14 protein-coding genes and 1 pseudogene are annotated in these 20,129 nt (G+C 65.1%); 5 read left to right on the top strand and 10 right to left on the bottom strand.

All coding sequences use genetic code 11. The annotated features are described in order from the left end of the window. Positions 1-224: 224 nt before the first annotated feature. From HZR81_RS08570 to HZR81_RS08550, 5 genes are read right to left on the bottom strand one after another with little or no spacing between them, the layout of a single operon-like run. Positions 225-1,376, bottom strand: a complete 1,152-nt coding sequence (locus HZR81_RS08570; protein WP_500127845.1) for an acyl-CoA dehydrogenase family protein — start codon at positions 1,374-1,376, stop codon at positions 225-227. Between the two features lie 38 nt (positions 1,377-1,414). Then, the gene (locus tag HZR81_RS08565) at positions 1,415-2,509 is read right to left on the bottom strand and encodes an enoyl-CoA hydratase/isomerase family protein (RefSeq protein ID WP_500127844.1); all 1,095 of its coding nucleotides are present in this window, start codon (positions 2,507-2,509) and stop codon (positions 1,415-1,417) included. Positions 2,510-2,511: 2 nt separating this feature from the next. Then, complete coding sequence (gene mmsB, locus HZR81_RS08560; protein ID WP_017244971.1) at positions 2,512-3,402, bottom strand: 3-hydroxyisobutyrate dehydrogenase; 891 nt, start codon at positions 3,400-3,402, stop codon at positions 2,512-2,514. Positions 3,403-3,438: 36 nt separating this feature from the next. Further along, positions 3,439-4,212 (bottom strand): enoyl-CoA hydratase, encoded by a 774-nt coding sequence (locus tag HZR81_RS08555; RefSeq protein ID WP_003281982.1) that lies wholly within the window; start codon positions 4,210-4,212, stop codon positions 3,439-3,441. Between the two features lie 47 nt (positions 4,213-4,259). Next, complete coding sequence (locus HZR81_RS08550) at positions 4,260-5,771, bottom strand: CoA-acylating methylmalonate-semialdehyde dehydrogenase (protein ID WP_500127843.1); 1,512 nt, start codon at positions 5,769-5,771, stop codon at positions 4,260-4,262. Positions 5,772-5,928: 157 nt separating this feature from the next. Between HZR81_RS08550 and HZR81_RS08545 the strand changes: the two genes are divergently transcribed. Next, positions 5,929-6,822, top strand: a complete 894-nt coding sequence (locus HZR81_RS08545) for a LysR family transcriptional regulator (protein WP_014596559.1) — start codon at positions 5,929-5,931, stop codon at positions 6,820-6,822. A gap of 75 nt (positions 6,823-6,897) precedes the next feature. On the opposite strand, the gene HZR81_RS08540 is transcribed toward HZR81_RS08545, so the two are convergent. The 5 genes from HZR81_RS08540 to HZR81_RS08520 all read right to left on the bottom strand — a co-directional run bounded on the left by HZR81_RS08540 (position 6,898) and on the right by HZR81_RS08520 (position 15,298). Then, positions 6,898-7,251, bottom strand: a complete 354-nt coding sequence (locus tag HZR81_RS08540; RefSeq protein ID WP_014596560.1) for a YgaP family membrane protein — start codon at positions 7,249-7,251, stop codon at positions 6,898-6,900. Between the two features lie 65 nt (positions 7,252-7,316). After that, positions 7,317-9,827, bottom strand: a complete 2,511-nt coding sequence (gene glgP, locus HZR81_RS08535) for an alpha-glucan family phosphorylase (protein WP_500127842.1) — start codon at positions 9,825-9,827, stop codon at positions 7,317-7,319. Between the two features lie 71 nt (positions 9,828-9,898). Then, positions 9,899-10,996, bottom strand: coding sequence for an endonuclease/exonuclease/phosphatase family protein (locus HZR81_RS08530; protein ID WP_500127841.1), 1,098 nt, complete (start codon positions 10,994-10,996; stop codon positions 9,899-9,901). A 179-nt stretch (positions 10,997-11,175) separates the two neighbouring features. Next, complete coding sequence (locus HZR81_RS08525; RefSeq protein ID WP_500127840.1) at positions 11,176-14,295, bottom strand: transglycosylase domain-containing protein; 3,120 nt, start codon at positions 14,293-14,295, stop codon at positions 11,176-11,178. Positions 14,296-14,623: 328 nt separating this feature from the next. Continuing rightward, a complete protein-coding gene (locus tag HZR81_RS08520) occupies positions 14,624-15,298 on the bottom strand; it encodes a TIGR04211 family SH3 domain-containing protein (RefSeq protein ID WP_500127839.1) in 675 nt (224 codons plus the stop codon). Between the two features lie 451 nt (positions 15,299-15,749). Between HZR81_RS08520 and HZR81_RS08515 the strand changes: the two are divergent. The 4 genes and pseudogenes from HZR81_RS08515 (at position 15,750) to HZR81_RS08500 (ending at position 20,086) form a co-directional block, all read left to right on the top strand. Further along, positions 15,750-18,156, top strand: a pseudogene (locus HZR81_RS08515) (PAS domain-containing protein). A gap of 132 nt (positions 18,157-18,288) precedes the next feature. Beyond that, entirely contained in the window at positions 18,289-18,930 is a 642-nt protein-coding gene (locus tag HZR81_RS08510) for a potassium transporter TrkG (RefSeq protein WP_500127838.1), read from the top strand. A 54-nt stretch (positions 18,931-18,984) separates the two neighbouring features. Then, positions 18,985-19,392 carry a potassium transporter TrkG gene (locus tag HZR81_RS08505; protein ID WP_500127837.1) on the top strand — a complete coding sequence of 136 codons (408 nt, stop codon included), beginning with the start codon at positions 18,985-18,987 and terminating at the stop codon, positions 19,390-19,392. After that, the gene (locus tag HZR81_RS08500; protein ID WP_500127836.1) at positions 19,382-20,086 is read left to right on the top strand and encodes a potassium channel family protein; all 705 of its coding nucleotides are present in this window, start codon (positions 19,382-19,384) and stop codon (positions 20,084-20,086) included. Before HZR81_RS08505 ends, HZR81_RS08500 begins: the two co-directional genes overlap by 11 nt. The last annotated feature ends 43 nt before the right edge of the window (positions 20,087-20,129 follow it).

Here is a 20,129-nt window from a genome sequence, read left to right as displayed (position 1 = left end):
TTTTTATTGGCCGCAGTTAACGGTTGTTGCGAATTTACCGGCGGGGCGGAGGTGGGATTGGTGGGCTGAAGCCCACCCTACAAGTCCGTAGACGCTTAGGTGGGAACCCGGCGTTGCATTGTTGTATGCACCGTAGGGTGGGCTTCAGCCCACCAACAAACGCCGCAAGGAGTAAGCGCTCCTGATCCCAGCAGCTTCACGCCCCCAGCCTCGCGGCGTATCTACTAAAGCGCGTAGTTCGCCAGCTCCCGTGCGATCAGCAGGCGCTGAATCTCGCTCGAACCTTCGTAAATCTGCGTGATACGGGCATCGCGGTAGTAGCGCTCGACCGGGTAGTCCTCGAGGTAGCCGTAGCCACCGTGGATCTGCACCGCCTGCGAGCAGACCTTCTCGGCCATTTCCGAGGCGAACAGCTTGGCCTGGGAGGCTTCGGACAGGCAGGGCAGGCCGGCGCTCTTCAACCGCGCGGCATGCAGGATCAAGAGGCGCGCCGCATTCAGCTGGGTCTGCATGTCGGCGAGCATGTTGGCGATGCTCTGGTGCTCGGCGATCGGCTTGCCGAACTGCACGCGCTCGCGCGCGTAGAGCAGGGCCGCCTCGAAGGCCGCACGGGCGATGCCCAGGGCTTGCGCTCCGATGCCGATACGCCCGCCTTCGAGGTTCGACAATGCGATGGCCAGGCCCTTGCCGCGTTCGCCAAGCAGGCTCGCCTGCGGGATTCGGCAGTCGCTGAGCGAGACCGCGCAGGTGTCCGAGGCGCGGATGCCCATCTTGTGTTCGCTGCGCTCCACCGCAAAGCCGGGCGTGTCGGTGGGAACCAGAAATGCGGAAAGACCCTTCTTGCCGAGATCCGGATCAGTCGCCGCGAAGACGATGGCCAACTTCGCCCGCTTGGCATTGCTGCAGAACTGCTTGCTGCCGTTGAGCACCCACTGGCCGTCCACCAGTTCGGCGCGTGTGCGCAGGTTGTGCGCCTCGGAGCCGGCCTGCGGTTCGGTGAGGGCGAAGCAGCCGATGGCGCGGCCGCTGGCCAGTTCAGCCAGCCACTCGTCCTTCTGCGCCTGCGAGCCGTAATTCAGCACCGGGCCGCAGCCCACCGAATTGTGGATGCTCATCAGCGCGCCGGTGGCGCCGTCGCCGGCGGAGATTTCCTCCACGGCCAGGGCGTAGGCGACGTAGTCGATATAGCTGCCGCCCCATTCTTCCGGGACGACCATGCCGAGCAGGCCAAGCTCGCCCATCTGGGCGACCAGGGCGTCGTCGATCCAGCCGGCCTTTTCCCAGGCCTGTGCATGGGGGGCGATCTCGCGGCGGGCGAAGTCGCGCGCCATGTCGCGGATCATGCGTTGGTCTTCGCTGAGTTCGAGGTCATGCATTGCGCGGTCTCTTCTTGTTGTTGTACTGCAAAAGAGGTTCAGGCCGTGGCGCTGCGGCGGGTCTTGCCTGTGGTGGCCTTGAAACCGTCGAAGAACGCCTGGACGCGCTCCGGCGTGACCTCTGCCAGCGTCGGCGGATTCCAGCGCGGTGACTTGTCCTTGTCGATGATCAACGCGCGCACGCCTTCCATGATGTCGCCCTTGGCGAACCATTGGCGGTCCAGGTGCAGTTCCAAAGCGAAGCAGTCGGCCAGCGGCAGTTCGCGGCCGCGACGCAGCATCTCCAGGGTGACGCACATGGCCAGCGGCGAGCGGCTGTCGAGCACTTTCAGCGTTTCCTCGGCCCAGTCGGCAAACTCCGGGCGTGTCTCGGCGGCCAGCGATGCGCGGATCGCCGCCACGTCGCTTTTGCCGAAATGCTCGTCGATGGCCTGATGCAACGTCTTCAGCTCGGAACCCGGCAGTTTGTTGCTGCCCAGCGTCGCCACCAGGGTGCGCAGCGCCTCCTGGGGATGGACCGACCAGCTCATGCGGTCCAGGCAGCGATCCAGCTCGGCAATCTGGTCGTGGCTGACGCACCAGTCCGCCAGGCCCACGTGTAGCGCATCGGCGGCGCGGATCTGCAGGCCGGTGACGCCCATGTAGGTGCCAAGCTCACCCGGCAGGCGCGAGAGGAAATAGCTGCCGCCCACATCCGGGAAATAGCCGATGCCGACTTCCGGCATACCCATGCGCACGCGCTCGGTAACCACCCGCAGCGACGCGCCCTGGACCAGGCCCATGCCGCCGCCGAGGACGAAACCGTCCATCAGTGCCAGCAGTGGTTTCGGGTAGGCATGGATGTACTGGTCGAGGGCGTATTCCTCCTCGAAGAAGGTTTCGTGCTCGGTGTCGCCGCGCTGGAAGCTGTCGTACAGCGAACGGATGTCACCGCCGGCGCAGAAGGCTTTTTCGCCATTGGCACGCAGTACCACGGCATGAATCTGCGGATCGGCAGCCCAGGCGCTGAGCTGCTGGTGCAGCAGGCGGACCATTTCCAGGGTCACCGCATTCAGCCCGGCCGGGCGGTTGAGGGTGAGGTGGCCGACGTGGTTGCGTACGGCGGCCAGCACGGGGCGTTCGGTTGCAGTCATGGTCAGGTGTCCTTGCGGTACTGATTGATGATCGCCGAGAAGTCCAGGCCGCCATGACCCTGGGCGCTGAAACTCTGGTAGAGCTGCTGGGCGAGGGCGCCGAGGATCACCGGCTGACGCACCTGCTTGGCGGCCTCGGTGGCCAGGCCCAGATCCTTGAGCATCAGGTCGCTGCCGAAGCCGCCGCTGTAGCCGCGGGAGGCCGGTACGTTGTCCAGCACGCCAGGGAAGGGGTTGTAGGTATCCGAGCTCCAGCAGCGGCCGCTGGAGGTGTTGATCACGCCGGCCAGGGTCTTGGCATCCATACCCAGCGCGACGCCCAGCGCCATCGCCTCGGCGACGCCGATCATGGAGATGCCCAGCAGCATGTTGTTGGCGACCTTGGCCACTTGGCCGTTGCCGGCTGCACCGCAGTGCACGATGTTCTTGCCCATGGCCGCGAGAATCGGTTGTGCACGATCGAAGTCCGCATCGCTGCCACCCACCATGAAAGTCAGGGTTCCGGCTGCTGCACCGCCGGTGCCGCCGGAAACCGGTGCGTCCAGCATCGGGTTGCCATGCTCGGCGGCAGCCTTGGCCACTTCACGGGCACTGTGCGGATCGATGGTCGAACAGTCGATCAGCATCACACCGGCACGGGCGCTGGCGATCAGGCCGTTCTCGCCCAGGTACACGCTCTTCACGTGAGGCGCCGCTGGCAGCATGGTGATGATCAGCTCGGCATTGCCCTGGGCGATGGCGGTCGGGGAGTCGACCGGCAGCGCGCCGGCGCCGACCAGGTTTTCGACGGCCGCGGCGTTGAGGTCGAATACGCTGAGCTGGTGGCCTGCCTTGAGCAGGTTGTGGGCCATGGGCGCGCCCATGTTGCCCAGGCCGATGAATCCGATATGCATGGCGTGTTTCCTCTTGTTGTTATGGCCAGATGCGGCTTAGCGATTGGTGAACTCAGGCTTGCGCTTCTCGCTGAACGCGGCCATGCCTTCCTTCTGATCGGCGGTGGCGAACACCGCATGGAACACGCGACGCTCGAAGCGGATGCCTTCGGCCAGCGTGGTCTCGAAGGCGCGGTTGACGCTTTCCTTGATCATCATGGTGGCCGGCAGGGATTTCTCGGCGATCACCCGGGCGGCCTTGAGGGTTTCTTCCAGCAGGCTTTCGGCCGGGAATACGCGCGCGACCAGGCCGGCGCGCTCGGCTTCGGCGGCGTCCATCTGGCGGCCGGTCAGGCACATGTCCATCGCCTTGGCCTTGCCCACTGCGCGGGTCAGGCGTTGGGTGCCGCCAATGCCCGGCAGCACGCCGAGGTTGACTTCCGGCTGGCCGAAACGCGCGTTATCGGCGGCGAAGATCATGTCGCAGAGCAATGCCAGCTCGCAGCCGCCCCCCAGCGCGTAACCGGCGACGGCGGCAATCAGCGGCTTGCGGCGCGTGGCGATGCGGTCAGCTTCGGCAAAGAGGTCATCGAGATAGACCTGCGGGTAGGACAGCTCGGCCATTTCCTTGATGTCGGCGCCGGCGGCGAACGCCTTGGCCGAGCCGGTGAGCACGATGCAGCCGATCTGCGGATCGGCCTCGAGCTGGCCCAGGGCCTGGTTCAGCTCGCTGATCAGCTGCGCATTGAGCGCGTTGAGCGCCTGCGGCCGGTTGAGGGTGATCAGCGCGACGCGCTCCTGGATGTCGACGAGCAGGGTTTCGAATGTCATTTCAGCGTCCTTGAGGGCCGGCGCGTCCGCCGGCCCGGTGGGTGATGTCACTTCAGGTTGATGGTGGTGTTGACCGGGCCGCCGACCTCGTTTTCGTCGAACCAGCGCTCGGTGATGGTCTTGGTCTGGGTGTAGAACTGCACCACCTGCTTGCCGTAGGGGCCGAGGTCGCCGAGCTTGGAAGCGCGGGAGCCAGTGAAGGAGAACATCGGTACCGGCACAGGGATCGGTACGTTGATGCCCACCTGGCCCACGTCGATCTCTTCCTGGAAGTGCCGCGCCGCCGCGCCGGAGCGGGTGAAGATGGCGGTGCCGTTGCCATTCGGGTTGGCGTTGATCAGCTCGATGGCTTCGTCCATGGTCGCCGCCGCCATGACGCACAGGACCGGGCCGAAGATTTCTTCGCGGTAGATGCTCATCGAGGGGGTGACGCCGGAAAACAGGGTCGGGCCGACGAAGTTGCCGTTCTCGTAACCGCTGACGCTCGGGTTACGGCCATCGAGTTCGAGCCTGGCTCCTTCCTGCACACCACGTTCGATCAGCCCGCTGACGCGATCCAGCGCCGCGCAGGAAACCAGCGGGCCGACATCGGTGCCAGCCTCGACACCGGCGTTGACCTTGAGGGTCTGCGCCTTGGCTACCAGATCGGGAATCCAGGCCTGCGCCTCACCCACCAGCACCACCACCGACAGCGCCATGCAGCGCTGGCCGGCCGCGCCGAAGGCGGCACCGGCGATGGCGTTGAGGGTCTGCTCCTTGTGCGCATCGGGCAGCACGATGGCGTGGTTCTTCGCACCCATCATGCACTGCACGCGCTTGCCGGCCTGGCTGGCGCGGTTGTAGACGTGGGTACCGACCTTGGTCGAGCCCACGAAGGACACCGCCTTGATATCCGGGTGGTCGCAAATCGCGTTCACCACGTCCGGCCCGCCGTGCACCACGTTGAGTACACCCGGCGGCACCCCGGCTTCCAGCGCCAGTTCGCACAGGCGCATGGTGACCATCGGGTCCTGCTCGGATGGCTTGAGGACGAAGCTATTGCCGGTGGCGATGGCCATTGGGAACATCCACAGCGGGATCATCGCCGGGAAGTTGAACGGGGTGATGCCGGCGCAGACGCCCAGCGGCTGCAGCAGGGTATAGGTATCGACGCCGGCGGCGACGTTGTTCGCCAGCTCGCCGAGCTGCAGGTTGCCGATACCGGCGGCGTGCTCGACCACTTCCAGGCCGCGGAACACGTCGCCCTCGGCATCGGCCAGGGTCTTGCCCTGTTCGGCAGTGAGGATCGCCGCCAGCTCCTTCATGTTCTCGCGGATCAGCTGCTGGTACTTGAGGAAGATGTGCGCACGCGCACCGATCGGCGTCTTGCGCCAGGTCTTGAAGGCCTGCTGGGCGCTGGCGACGGCGCGGTCGATTTCCTCGGCGGTCGCAAACGGCACGCGCGCCAGGATTTCCTGCGTCGCCGGGTTGACGACATCGCGCCAGTCCTGGGTGGTCGATTCGATAAATTCACCGTCGATCAGCAGTTTGACGGTAGGAATGGCGTTGGACGTTGTCATATGGCTCTCCGCCTGAAAAGGCACTGTTGTTGTTATTGGCTCGCGGACGGCTGCGAGGGCTGCATTGAATGTAGCAATGCAAAAAATCACATTACAATGCGATCGACTGCAGAGTCGCTCTGCATAAATGCACAGGAACCTGCTGGAGGCGGCAACCATGGACTGGGACAATCTGCGCTATTTCCTCGAAGTCGCCCGAGCGGGCCGGCTGACGACTGCGGCGCGTCGGCTCGCGGTCGACCACACCACGGTCTCGCGCCGGCTGCAGGCGCTGGAAAAAAGCATCGGCCTACAGCTGTTCCTGCGCGAGCCGGGTGGCTACAAGCTCACCGAAGCCGGGCGCAACCTGTTGCCGCGAGTGGAAGCGATGGAAAGCGCCAGCGTGGCCATCGAGCATTCACTGCCCAGCATGGGCGATGGCCTTTCCGGGCAGGTACGCATCGGCGCCACCGAGGGTTACGGCACGGTGATGCTCGCTGGCCAGCTCACCGGGCTCAGCCGGCGCTATCCGCACCTGAACATCGACCTGCTGGCGCTGCCGCGCGCGGTGCGCCTGTCGCGTCACGAGGCGGACATCGTCATCACCCTGGAACGCCCGGAGCGCGGACCGTTCATCATCACCCGGCTGACCGACTACGTGCTGCGGCTATATGCGTCGCCGGCGTATCTCGACGAACACCCGCCGATCCGCAGCCGCGAGGATCTGGCAGAGCACCGCTTCGTCAGCTACGTGGATGACCTGCTGTTCAGCAAGGAGCTGCTGTTTCTCGATGGGATCGCCGATCCCCGCTCGGTCGGGCTGCGCAGCACCAGCCTGCTGGCGCAGCAGGAAGCCGTGGCGATGGGGGCGGGGATCGCGATCCTGCCGGCGTTTTCCGCCGATGCCGATCCACGGTTGCGACTGCTGCTGCCAGAGGAGGTCAGCTTTACCCGCACCTTCTGGATGCTGATGCCCATCGAGTTCAAGGACCTGGCGCGCATGCGCACCACCTGGGACTACCTCAAGGAGATGGCACAGCAGAATCAGGGGCGGTTGCTGGGGCAGGCTTGATCGGGCGTCGGTACGGCGAGGCAGGCGCCGACTCCCGGCGCGCAAAGGGTGGGCTTCAGCCCACCTTGCAGAGGTTCAGACCTGCGGCGTGCCGCGCGTCTCGTGACCCATCGGTGTGCTGTCGGGCAATGTCACGTTGTCACCCTTGAAGTCCGGGCTGTGGACTTCCGAATCCAGCGGCATATGACTGTAGCGCTGGCTCGGCAGGGCTGGCTTGCTCTCCATTTCAGTCAACATGCGCTTGGCTTCGCAGCGTCCGCTGATGCCACGGGCCAGCGCCATGCCGCCCATGGCCAGCTCCGCCAAGCCGATCAGCCCGCCCCGACGCAGTCCTTTGCCCATCATTACCAGCCCACCGGCAAGCGAGGCGGCGCGTTCCCAGCCGTGGACGTTCTGTGGGGCGGATTTATCGAACAGTTGCTTCATCATCTGCGCATCCTCGAAGGGCAAGTGGTTAATAGAGGACTGCGCCGCTGCGCTGGCGTTCCGGGCGTTCATCGCTGCCAGTGAATCAACCCCAGCTCCAGCGGCACAGACAGCCCCAGTTGGCTGCCAGGGATGACCCGCGCGGTGTAATCCGCCGCCGAGCGGTCGGCAGGCAAGTGGCCGTGGTAGCTGGCGAAAGCACCGTCGTGTTCGATGAGGTTGAGCGGATGGACCTCGGCGGGAGCTTCGCCCCGGCCTTCGGCATAGAGCTGCACGGCAATCTGTCGCGGTTCCAGATGGCCGAGATGCAGACGGACGTCGACCTGAAGCTGGCCGTTCTCGCAGCTCCACTGCACCTCACTGAAGGCCAGTTCATGCCAGTAGCTGCGCAGACCGGTGAGCTGGTGCGCCAGCTCGCTGGCCAGCGCCGAACCTTCGGCGCAGCGACGGCGAAAGGTCGTCGCCATGGGCAAGTAGTAGCGTTCGGTGTATTCGCGCACGGTTCGATCGGCGGAAAAACGCTCGACCAGCGCGCTCATGCTGCGCCGCATGCGTTGCACCCAGGCGGTGGGCAGGCCTTCCGTGTCGCGGGCGTAGAAGCTGGGGATCACCTGGGTTTCCAGCAGCGCGTAAAGCTGTTCGGCATCGACTGCGTCGTGTTCGGCTGGGTGTTCGAGGCCGTCACCCACGGCCCAGCCGAGGTCGGCGGCGTAGGCCTCGGCCCACCAGCCGTCGAGCTGCGACAGGTTCAGGCCGCCGTTGGCCAGCACCTTCATGCCGCTGGTGCCGCTTGCTTCCCATGGCCGCCGTGGCGTGTTCAGCCAGACATCGACGCCTTGCACCATGTGCCGGGCGATACGCATGTCGTAGTCCTCGAGAAAAACCACACGACCGGCGATGTCCGGTCGCGCGGCGAAGCGTTGCCAATCGGAGAGCAATGCCTGCCCGGCGCGGTCGGCCGGGTGCGCCTTGCCAGCCACCAGCAGCTGCACCGGATAGGCCGGATGGCTGAGGATGCGCGCCAATCGCTCAGGGTCCTGCAGTAGCAGGTTCGGGCGCTTGTAGCTGGCGAAGCGGCGGGCGAAGCCGAGGGTCAGATGCTCCGGATGCAGGCGCGAACCGGCTACCTCGATTTCTGCCGGTGAAGCGCCGTGCACGGCCAGGCTGCGGGCCAGATGGCTGCGCACAAAGCCGAGCAGTTCGTTGCGAGCATGCTGGCGGATCTGCCACAGCCAGCGGTCGTCGACCCGGGCCAGCAGTTCGTCCACCGAGGACGCGTCGGTGCCGCGCCAGGGAATCTCGTCGCCGTGCAATTCGTACCAGTGTGCTTCGGCATCCGGCGATACCCAGGTCGGCAGGTGGATGCCATTGGTGACGTGCCCGACCGGTACCGCCGCCAGAGGCCAGCGCGGATACAGCTCGCGGAAGATGTAGCGGCTGGTATGGCCGTGCAGCTGGCTGACCGCATTGACTGCGCCCGCCCCGCGGGTGGCCAGGTAGGCCATGTTGAACGGCTCGTGGGAGTCCTGCGGCTGCTTGCGCCCCATGGCCAGCAGCGTCTGCATGGAAATGCCCAGCTCGTATTCGGCATAGCGCTCCAGATACTGGCTCACCAGCTCGGGCGGAAAGCGATCGAAGCCGGCTTCGACCGGTGTATGGGTGGTGAACAGATTGCCGGCGCGCGTCGCATTGAGGGCCACGGCGAAGGAGACCCGCTCCCGGGCCATATGGCTGCGCGCCCGCTCCAGCACGGCGAATGCTGCATGGCCATCGTTCAGGTGGAGCACATCGGGCTGCAGGCCGGCGGCTTCCAGCAAGCGCCAGCCGCCGATGCCCAGCACCAGTTCCTGGCGCAGGCGCATCTCGTTGTCGCCGCCATAGAGTTCGCTGGCGATCAGCCGCGCGATGGGTGGATTGGCGGGGTCATTGGTATCGAGCAGCAGCAGGCGATTGAGGCCGACCCGGGCCTGCCAGCCGCGCAGCCAGATCTGCAACCCCGGCAGCTGTATGGCCAGCCTCAGAGGCGCGCCGCTGGCGTCATGCAGCGGCTCGATGGGCATCTGCCGGGTGTCGTTGACCGGGTACAGCGCCTGCTGTCGGCCGTCCGGGCCGATGCTCTGGCGGAAGTAGCCGTGCTGCCAGAGCATGCCCACCGCGGTGACCGGCACGCCGAGGTCGCTGGCGGCCTTGAGCTGGTCCCCGGCGACGTTGCCGAGGCCGCCGGAGTAGATCGGCAAGGCTTCGCTGAGCATGTATTCCATGGAAAAGTAGGCGACTCGCGCGAGGCGTTCGCCGTACTGCTGGCTGGCGAACCAGGTTGGCTGCTCCAGCCGCGCCTGGCGCGCCTTGACGATGCCGTCCACTAGGCGGTGGCAGTCGACGCGGCGCAGCAGCGCCTCCAGCTTCTGCTCCGGCACTGTGCTGAGGATCAGGCTGGGATTGCGGGTCAGCGCCCAGAGGTCGTTGTCGATCAGCTGCCAGAGGTCATCGTTCTGGCTGGTCCAGCGAATCGACTGGTCGAAAGCCAGTTCGCGCAGGGTGTCGGGTGTGATGGCGGGGCGATCGGATGCAGGTGCCAAAGGAACCTCTCTTCTGAACCGGTGAGCGCTGTCTCGTCCAGTATAGGCCTTGCGCGTAGCGGGGATAACCCTCAGCGGCGCGGCCCGGCCTCGGGTTGTGGCACATCCTGCGACGTTGCCGGTTCTTCGGCTATGGTCTCGGCGGCCTGCCGCTGGTCATCACGATCAGCCTCGAGCCCTTGCTGCTCTTCAGTGTGCTTCGGGTCGTACTGCACCTCGATGAACACCGGGAAATGATCGGAGCCGATGTCCGGCAGGCGCAGCAGGCGGACGAAACGGAAGTGCGCACTGTGAAAGAAGTGGTCCAGCGGCCAGCGCAGGAACCAGTGATGGGCATGGAAGGTGTTGTACATGCCGCGGCCCACGCGTGGGTCCAGCAGCCCGCTGATCTTGCGGAACAGGCGGGTGGTCGGCGACCAGGCGACATCGTTGAGGTCGCCAGAGACGATGATCGGGTCATCGCTGTGCTGGATGCTTCTGGCCACTACCAGCAGTTCGACGTCGCGCTCGGTGGATTCGTCGTTCTCGGTGGGGCTGGGCGGTGCCGGATGCAGAAAATGCATGCGCACCGCGAGGTTGTCGCTGACACGCACCCGAGCATGCATGGAGGGGACGTCGTCTTCCACCAGATAGCACAGTTCCGGTTCTTCCAGCGGTAAACGTGAAAAGACGTGCATGCCGTAGAGGTTGTCCAGCGGACAGCGGATGCTGTGCGGATACTCCTCGGCCAGCTGCTCCAGCTGCGTTTCCCACCACTGGTCCGACTCAAGGGTCACCAGCACGTCGGGGCGATACTCGCGAACCAGTGCCAGCAGCCGATCAGACTGCCGGTTCGGCCCCAGCACATTGGATGACATCACCCGAATGCGCGGCCCTGTGGCGTCCGCCTTGGCCCGGCGCACCTCGTTGCGCCAGGGGCGTGTGTAGGGTACGACCCAGGCCAGCTGGTAGATCAGGCAGGCTACGGTCACGGCCGTCATCAGGCCATGCCAGGGTTGGCCATAGTCCAGCCACAGCACCTGCGCGAGCAGCAGCAGCGCCAGTAGGGCGCCCAGTTGCAGACGTGGAAACTCCCAGACCCGTATCCACCAGACGCGGTACCGACAGAGCGGCAGCAGCGTGACGAGTGCCAGGAGGCCTGTACTGGCCAGCAAGATTCCTTCGAGCATGGCGTTCTCTTGGTGATCGATCAGTTCGGCGAACCGGCTTTGCACTCCTGTTGGAGTGCAAGCGCCATGGCGTTCGACAGGCTGACAGGCGAAGCGTGCGGACGAGCGCGGGTTTGCATGTGCATCGGCGCGATACGAGCTGCCGAGGGCTGAGCTGGTCGCCGGCGTTCCCCTGTGCGTCAGTGCTCGGCTGAAAGCATGCCGCTGGTCAGCGCCGGCAGATGCTCGGGCTGGCACAGGCTGTTCGCGCCTTGCAGGTACGGCTGCAGGATCGGCGCCATGCCCTTGAGCGTCTGTACCGGCAACGCCGAGGTAAAGCGGAAACTGTCGGCGGCGCGCCCCGGCACGTAGGCTGTCAGCGTGCCAAAGTGACGTGGCCCCAGGTAGAACACGAAGGTCGCGGTGCGGTTCAGCGCCAGCGAGCTGATCAGCCGTCCGCCGGCGCCGACGCTCTGGATGCGGTTGTCGCCGGTGCCGGTCTTCCCGCCGAGGCGCAGGGGAGTGCCATCGTCGGTGACGAAGGTGCCTTGCAGACGCCTCGCCGTTCCGCCTTCGACCACATTGGCCAGTGCGTCCTGCAGCGCGCGCGCCACTTCCACCGGCATCACCCGCTGACCGTTGCCGGCGACGAACCCCAGGCGTGTCTCGTAGGGCGTGCCCTGCGCGAAGTGCAGGTTGTCGACACGCACGCTGGGCAGGCGGACACCGTCGTTGAGGATGATGCCCATCAGCTCGGCCAGCGCCGCCGGCCGGTCTCCGGAGCTGCCAAGCGCGGTGGCCAGCGAAGGCACCAGGTTGTCGAACGGATAGCCCAGGCGCTGCCAGCGGCGATGGATATCGGTGAAGGCTTCCACTTCCAGCATGATGCGGATGCGGCTATCGCGTGCGCTCTTGTGCCGGCTGCGGAACAGCCAGCCGTAGACTTCCTGGCGTTCGGCGCGGCTGTTGGTGACCACGTCGGACAGCGTCGCCTGCGGGTTGGCGATCAGGTAGCCGAGCAGCCACAGGTCGAGCGGATGGGTGCGGGCGATATAGGCCTGATCGGGCAGGCTGTAGGCGCCTGGGCCATAGCGCGTGTAGAGCTCATCCAGCTTCTTGTCGCTGAGATCGGCATCCGGCAGGTGCTGCCTGAGGAAGTGATCGAATACTTCGCGCTCGGCGTCCGGCATCAGGTAGCGATGCACGGCGGCCAGGCGTACGGACGTCGGGCGCATGCCCTGGAGAAAGGTTTCGATCCGCTCGTTGGTGCTCTTGTTGCGGTACTTCTTCCAGAAGCGCTGCAGAAACACCGAGCCCTCGCGGTCGGCGAAACGGGTCAGGTACTCCTGGCGGCGGGGGTCCTTGTCGTCTTTGAGCAGCTCGGCGCTGTTGATGGTCTCGTAAGTGCTGTAGCTGACCAGATCGCGCATCAGGCGCACGAACGGCAGATTGATCGACTCGCGCAGCGATTCGCGCACCGTGGGAATACGGCCGTCGTCCTCGCGGCGGAAGTTGCCGAAACGGTGCATGCCGGCGCCGGTGAAGAAGCGCTCGGCCGGGCTCGCCGAGTAGCGGCGCTCCAGTGCGGCATCGAGCATGCGGTCCAGGCTGCGGTCGCTGTTGGTTGCCAGGTAGTCGATGGCCCAGCGACTGAGATTGGCACGCGCATCGATCTTGCGCAGTTCGCTCGGGCTGAGTTCGGAATAGCGCTGGTGCAGCTCGGCGATGACTTCCAAGTAGGTAGTCAGTACCCGCAGCTTGGCGGTCGAGCCCAGCTCCAGCTTGCTGCCTTCGTTGATGTCGAATGGCTGGTTGGTGTTGTCGGTCTGCACGCGCACGCGGAATCCTTCATCGCCGCGCTCGAACAAGGTGAAGCTGTAGCGCACATCAGCGGTCTTTTCCGGCGAGAGCATGCGATCGCCAAACAGGCCGACCGATTCGGCGAAGGCAGGATCGGCCAGGCGCACCAGGTATTCGCTGATCTGCCGCTGCAGGTCGCCCTGCAGCGGTGTGCTCGCCGTGAGGTCCAGCCGGTCGAGGTCGTACAGCGGCAGACTGAGCAGGCCGGCCAGGCGCATGCGCGCAACGGTGATCCCCTTGGTCGCCTCGACGGGACGAATCGCCTCCTCACGGCTGGGGTTGTCGGCCACCACCCGCTGGGCAAGTGCCGCATCGCGCAGCGCCGGGTCGACGATACCGCCATTGGCCAGCAGGCGGATGTGGCTGTCGGTCAAATCAGCCATCTCCTCGCGACCGGCGCCCAGGTAATACGACGGCCGGCGTTGGGCGATCAGCAGCGAGAGCACCTGGCGCAGGGCGAGGCCGCGGGCCTGCGGATCGACCACGCTGACGGCACGCGGATCGTGCAGGCGGTTGACCTCGCGGAAGTCGGCGCCGAACCACAGCCGCAGGCCGTCGGCGATGCCGTGCACCTCGCCGTGCCCCGGCGCGGCGGAAAGCGGCACGCTGTTGAGGTAGTCACGCACGATGCGCTGGCGGGTGGCGAGCGTCTGCGGCCCTTCGCGGTAGGTCCGGATGCTGGCCGAGATCATCTGCCGGATCTTTTCTTGCGGGTCGCCGGTGCGCCCTTCGGGGGAGTGTCGGTACTTTTCCACCTGAGTGGCCAGGGTGCTGCCGCCCGCCGCCTGGCCGCCGAGGCCCAGGCGTTTTTCCAGCTGGCTGATGGCCGCCTTGGTGAAGCGCGGCCAGTCCACCGCCGGGTTGGCGTTCGGCCGGCTGGCGTCCAGCAGCCCGCGGTCCTCGATGAACAGCAGGCTCATCACCACCAGCGGCGGAATGTCTTCGAAGCGCTCGTAGTACTGGCGCGGATAGCTGTTGGTATAGAGCGGTACGCCACGACAGTCGTTGATCGTCAGTCCGGCCTGGGATTGCTCGGGGTAGGGCGGGAAAAAACCGCGGCTGGTGTAATCCAGCAGCGCGCGCGAGAAGCGGGCTTGCTCCTCGATGCGGAAATTGCGCTGCACCAGGCGCTCGATGAAGTGCGGCAGGTCGACGTAACCCAGCCGGCGATCGAAGGGGCCATCCGTCGGAAACTGGATACGGGCGCTGGGCCCGGGTCGCACGCTGTAATCCAGATCGGCTGCGTAGCGACTCAGCCAATGGGATTGCCAACGAGAGCTTTCCAGCTCCTGCCAGCCAAGGTAGCCGCCACCGGCCAGCAGAAAACCCCCGACAACCAGCGCCAGCCGCCGTGCTGTCTTGCGGCGGGATTTGGCTGAGTTACGGGATGAGGCCGGTGAGGGGGCGCGCTGATAACGCCCATCCTGGGATGTCTTGTCGGACCGCCATACTGCGCCCATGTGTGCCTGGCTTCCTAGCAGTGTCTGAGCAAAGCATAGTCGGCGCGTGGGGCTTAAGCGATGGCGGTTTGACGAACGGAGCGGCTCAAGAATGCGCCCGGGCGGGCAGGCTGCAGATCGTTTGGCTCCGCCAGCTGGCTAGGGCAATCGGTGCCGAATCGGGCGGCTCCTGCCAGCTACAGAGCTGCACGGTCCGTCTGCCGCAAGAATGACCGACCGCCATGGGCGGGCAGGTATGCCAAGTCAATGCCGCTGCAACGGTAACAGGCAGCACGCTGCTCGCGGCTGCCCTCTACTACCTGCTTGGCACTTACCTGGCCTGACCCGCTCAGAGCCAGCGGTCGTTGCGTTTGCGGCCGCGGGTCAGCGACGGCAGGATCAGCCCAACCAGCAACCCGGCACCGGCGATGCTGCCGCCATAGATCATGTACTGCATGAGCATCTGCTTGTTCTCGTCACCGAGACGGGCCTGGGTTGCGCGCAGTTCGGACTGGGTTTCGGTCAGAGACGCTTCGAGCGCGGCGCGGCGGGCTTCGAGCTCGTCGATCAGCGCCTTGCGCGAATCGAGGGTCTCCTGCATGCCCTGTACCCGCAGTTGCCAGCTGTCATCGATGGTCTTGAGCTCTTCGCTCAGCTCAGCCACTTGTTGCTCGAGCTGCGGTAGGCGTTCGGCCTGGCCCGGGACTTCCTGCAACTCGCTGCTGGGAATCCAGACGGTTGAGCCCGACTCCGAGCGGACCTGGCTGTAGTCGCCCTGGGTGCTGATCAGTTCGACCTTTTGCCCGGAGGTCAGCGTACCGACGATGCGATAGCCATCGGTTGGACCGCTACGTACATAGGTGTTCAGGCTGTCGCTGACCCAGCGTGTGTTGTCGGTGGGCTCTTGGGAATGGGCCGGCCCGGCGACCAGCATGGCGCCGAATAGGCCGGCGCCGATCCACTTGCACGACCGGGAGGAGGTAAGGCGGGAAAGCAGGGCAGAAGGATGAAGAGATATGGGCATGAAGGATTCGCGATATTGAAATAAGAGTTAGTCCCGGGGCGGGGCACTGAGGTTGGCTGCACCTGGCCCTTTGGGGCGCTGTCGATACCGGACGACAGGCACGTTGGACACAGCCGGCGGGGCGGCGACCCTAGTCGGGAGCCCGAGACACAAGGCGCGGAAATCGAGCGCGCAGTCGCCGCTCCGTATGGCGCATCAGCTGAATGACAGCCGTTGCGGCGAAAAGTTCGCGCGCGCTGCGCCAGTCGATGAGCGGCTTTCGGCGATATCGGATGTGCAAAACCTGGCCTTTTTTGCTTTGATTGCCGCCACATTATGGGTAGCGGTTCGCCCTTGATCATGGATATCGACGAGGGGAACACTTCTGGAAAATCTTACCCGCGAGGAGCTCGTAGCTGAGGTGGTGCGCTTGCGCGCCAAGCTGAATGACAGCACCACCGATGATTCCGAAATGCGCTATCGCCTGGCAGCCAAGGCCACCCCGTGATGCCGTCTGGGATTGGGATCTCGAGTCGGATCATGTGCTCTGGAATGAGGCGCTGGAACAGGCCTATGGGTATCCGCTGGCGTTTGTCGACACGTCCGGCCAATGGTGGCTGGAGCAGATCCACCCGGCGGATCGTGAGCGGATCAGGCGATCGATCCACGCGATCATCGACGGCGGTGGCACGACCTGGACCGACGAGTATCGTTTTCAGCGCCTGGATGGGACATACGCGGAGATCCTCGATCGCGGCCATGTGATTCGTACGGCACAGGGCCGGGCGGTGCGCATGATTGGCGCAATGCTCGATCTGACCCGCGTACGTGCCGCCGAAGCGGCGTTGCGCCAGAGCGAAGAGCGTTTCAGCGCGATACTGCAGACCATCGAAGCGGCCTTTGCCATCGTTCAGGTCAAGTTCGACGCCGATGACCGCCCCGTGGACTACCGCTTCGTCGAGGTCAACCCGGCTTTCGAACGCCAGACAGGCGTCGATCTGCGCGGCAAATGGGTCACCGAATTCGCGCCGGAGCTGGAGCAGTTCTGGTTCGAAGCCTATGGCCATGTCGCCAAGACCGGTGAGCCGGCCAACTTCGAAAGCTACGCGCGGGCGTTCGAGCGCTGGTTCGATGTGCGGGCGGTCCGGGTCGGCGATCCCAGCGAGCGACGGATCGCCATCCTGTTCAACGACGTTACCGAGCGGCGGGATGCCGAGAATCGTCTGCGCATCAGCGAAGCGCTGGCACGCGAGAACGTCCAGCGCGTCCAGCTGGCGTTGGCGGCTGGGGCGATCATTGGCACCTGGAACTGGGACCTGCAGACGGACCAGTTCACCGTCGATGACGGTTTTGCTCGCGCCTTCGGCCTCGATCCTAGGCTTGGCCGCGAAGGGCTCGGCCTGGAACAGGTCATCACGACGGTCCATCCGGAAGACAGAGCGGGGCTGCTCGCCGCAATCGACGAGGCTATTGCCCGCGGTGGGGCCTACGCACACCAATACCGAGTACGTCGCGCCGATGGTCGTTACTACTGGATCGAGGCCAATGGCCGTGTCGATCATGGCCCGGACGGCACTGCGCTGAGCTTTCCGGGCGTGCTCATCGATGTCGAGGACCGACGCTCCATCAAGGCCGAGCGTGACCGTGCCACCGCAGCGCTGCGAGCGCTGAACGACACCCTTGAGCAGCGCGTCGCCGAACGGACGGCCGAGTTGATCCACGCCGAGGAAAAGCTGCGCCAGTCGCAGAAGATGGAGGCGGTGGGGCAGCTGACTGGCGGTCTGGCGCATGACTTCAACAACCTGCTGGCGGGCATCAGCGGCGCGTTGGAACTCATGAGCATGCGGATCGCCCAGGGCCGGCTGAGCGATATCGACAGGTACATGCTGGCGGCCCAGGGCGCGGCCAAGCGTGCCGCGGCGCTGACCCACCGGCTGCTGGCGTTCTCCCGGCGGCAGACTCTGGATCCGCGGCCGCTTGACGTGAGTGTCCTGGTGGATGGCATGACCGAGCTGATCCAGCGCACGGTGGGCCCGAGCATCCTCGTCGAGACCATCAGCGCTCCCTTTCTCTGGCCCGTGTCGGTAGATGCCAGCCAGCTGGAGAACGCCATTCTCAATCTCTGCATCAACTCGCGTGACGCCATGCCAGACGGCGGACGCATCACCATCGAGACGGCCAATCGCTGGCTCGGGCCGGACGCTGCGCAGGCGCAAGAGCTGCCCGCCGGGCAATACCTCTCGCTGTCGGTGAGCGATACCGGCACGGGAATGACGCCTGGTGTGATGGCCAAGGCGTTCGATCCGTTCTTTACCACCAAGCCGATCGGTGAAGGCACAGGGCTCGGGCTTTCGATGATCTACGGTTTCGCCAAACAGTCGGGGGGGCAGGTGCGTGTCAGCTCGGAAGTGGGCCAAGGCACCTCGATGACCATCTACCTGCCGCGCTATCACGGTCAGGCAGGCGCCGCTGCCGCAACCCCGGGCGGCAGCGGCGCGACCCTGGCCGGAGCCTGTGCGACCATCCTGATCGTCGACGACGAACCGACTGTACGCCTGCTGCTGACCGATGTGCTTGGCGATCTCGGCTACACATTGATCGAGGCGGCGGACAGCCTCGCTGGGCTGAAGCTGCTGCAGTCGGATGTTGCGATCGATCTGTTGATCACCGATGTCGGGTTGCCGGGCGGAATGAACGGGCGGCAGATGGCCGACGCTGGAAGACAGGTCCGACCAGGTCTCAAGACGCTGTTCATCACCGGCTATGCGGAAAGCGCAGCCCTGGGCAACAGCTCGCTTGGGGAGGGCATGCAGGTCCTGACCAAGCCGTTCGCGATAGAGATCCTCGCCGCTCGTGTACTGGAACTGCTCAGCAGCTAAGGCCATGGCGGCCCAGGATGATTTCTCGGCGGCTGTTGAATAACCGCGGCAATGCGCCTAGCCTCTCGCCCTGCTTTCCAGGGCCGCCGATTCCGATGGCTCTAACCTCTCGGTTCCGTCGGTGCGGATCGAATGAAATCACTGTTGCATCCGGGTCGGGCTGTCGCGCTCGTATTCCTGTTCGCCATCCTCTGTGGTGCCGCTCTCCTGTCCCTGCCGGCCGCTCACGTGCAGAGCGAGCCAGTACCCTGGGTTACTGCATTGTTCACTGCTGTCTCGGCGGTCTGCGTGACCGGCCTGGTGGTGGTCGACACCGGCACCTATTGGTCGACCTTCGGCCAGGTGGTGATCATGGTGCTGTTCCAGCTTGGTGGCTTCGGCATGATGACCCTGGCGACCTTGCTGGGATTGCTGGTCAACCGATCGTTCCGCTTGCGGGCCAAGCTGATCGCGCAGGCCGAGTCCCATGTACTGGGTCTGGGCGACATCAGCAGCGTGGCGAAACTGGTGCTGGTCGTCACGCTGGTGATGGAGCTGGCGGTCATGCTGCTGCTGACCCTGCGCCTGCATTTGTCGTACGGGCTTGGCTGGGGCGAGGCCGCCTGGAGCGGCCTGTTCCATGCCGTATCGGCGTTCAATAACGCGGGATTCTCCATTCATGGCGATGGCCTTGTGCGCTACGCCACCGATGAATTCATTCTGCTGCCGATCATGTGCGCCATCGTCATCGGCGGCATCGGCTTTCCGGTTCTCAACGATCTGCGCCGCAGGTGATCGGACCCGCGTCACTGGTCGCTGCACACCAAGCTGACGCTGTCCGGTACGGCGGTGCTGCTGGTGGGCGGCTTCATGGCGGTGCTGCTGTTCGAGTGGTCCAACCCGGGCACGCTCGGGCCCATGGCCTGGGCCGACAAGGTTCTTTCGGCTGCCTTCGTTTCGGTCTCGGCGCGTACGGCCGGTTTCAATGCGCTCGATATCGGCGCGCTGACGCATGAAAGCTGGGCGTTGCACTATTTCCTGATGTTCATCGGCGGCGGCAGCGCCGGTACTGCCGGCGGGGTGAAGGTCGGAACAGTCGCCATCCTGGCGCTGCTGGTGATCGCCGAGATCCGCGGCAGGGCCGACACCGAAGCGTTCGGCCGCCGGGTCGGCACCATCACCCTTGCGGCTTCACTCGCGCTGGGCGAGCACCGCATGCCATACCGCTATCCGGAGGAACACCCAATTGTTGGCTAAGTTGCTGTTTTCTGAGCAGTTCTCTTTTTCCAAAGGCGACAGTGTGGTGGTCATCGGGTTGGGGCGATTCGGCAGCTCGGTGGCGCGCTCACTGACGCGCCTGGGCCATGACGTGATGGGCATCGATCAGGCCGCCGAGCCCGTGCATGCCTGGGCCGATCTGCTGACCCATGCGGTGCAGGCCGATTCCACCAATGTCATGGCGCTGCGGCAGCTCGGCGTCGCCGATTTCCCCCACGCCATTGTCGGTATCGGCTCGGACATGGCGGCGAGCCTGATGACCATCATGGCGTTGACCGAACTGGGCATCAAAGACATCTGGGTCAAGGCGCTGACCACCGAGCATGGACAGATCGCGACGCGGATCGGTGCGCATCATGTGGTCTATCCCGAGGCGGACATGGGCGAGCGGGTTGCCCATCTGATCTCCGGGCGGATGATGGATTTCATCGAGTTTGACGACGGCTTCGCCATCGCCAAGATCCATGCGCCCGAGCGCATCCACAACAGCACCCTGGCTGCGGCTGGGGTGCGCGAAAAATTCGGCGTGACGGTCGTCGGCCTCAAGCGGGCCAACCAGGACTTCCAGCACGCGACGCCCAGCACCCAGGTACTGCCGGGCGATCTGCTGATCGTCTCGGGGCCGACCCATGACATCCAGCGTTTCGCTGGCCAGGTGCGCAAGGGAAGCTGAGGCCTGGGTCGACGTGCTCTGTTGGTGCGGCGCTCCTGAGGCA

This window comes from Pseudomonas sp. LM13, assembly GCF_041381355.1.
GTDB classification, from domain to species: Bacteria; Pseudomonadota; Gammaproteobacteria; order Pseudomonadales; family Pseudomonadaceae; genus Stutzerimonas; species Stutzerimonas frequens.
Note: the sequence above shows the minus strand (reverse complement) of the source record. Positions and strands in the feature narration are given on the sequence as shown.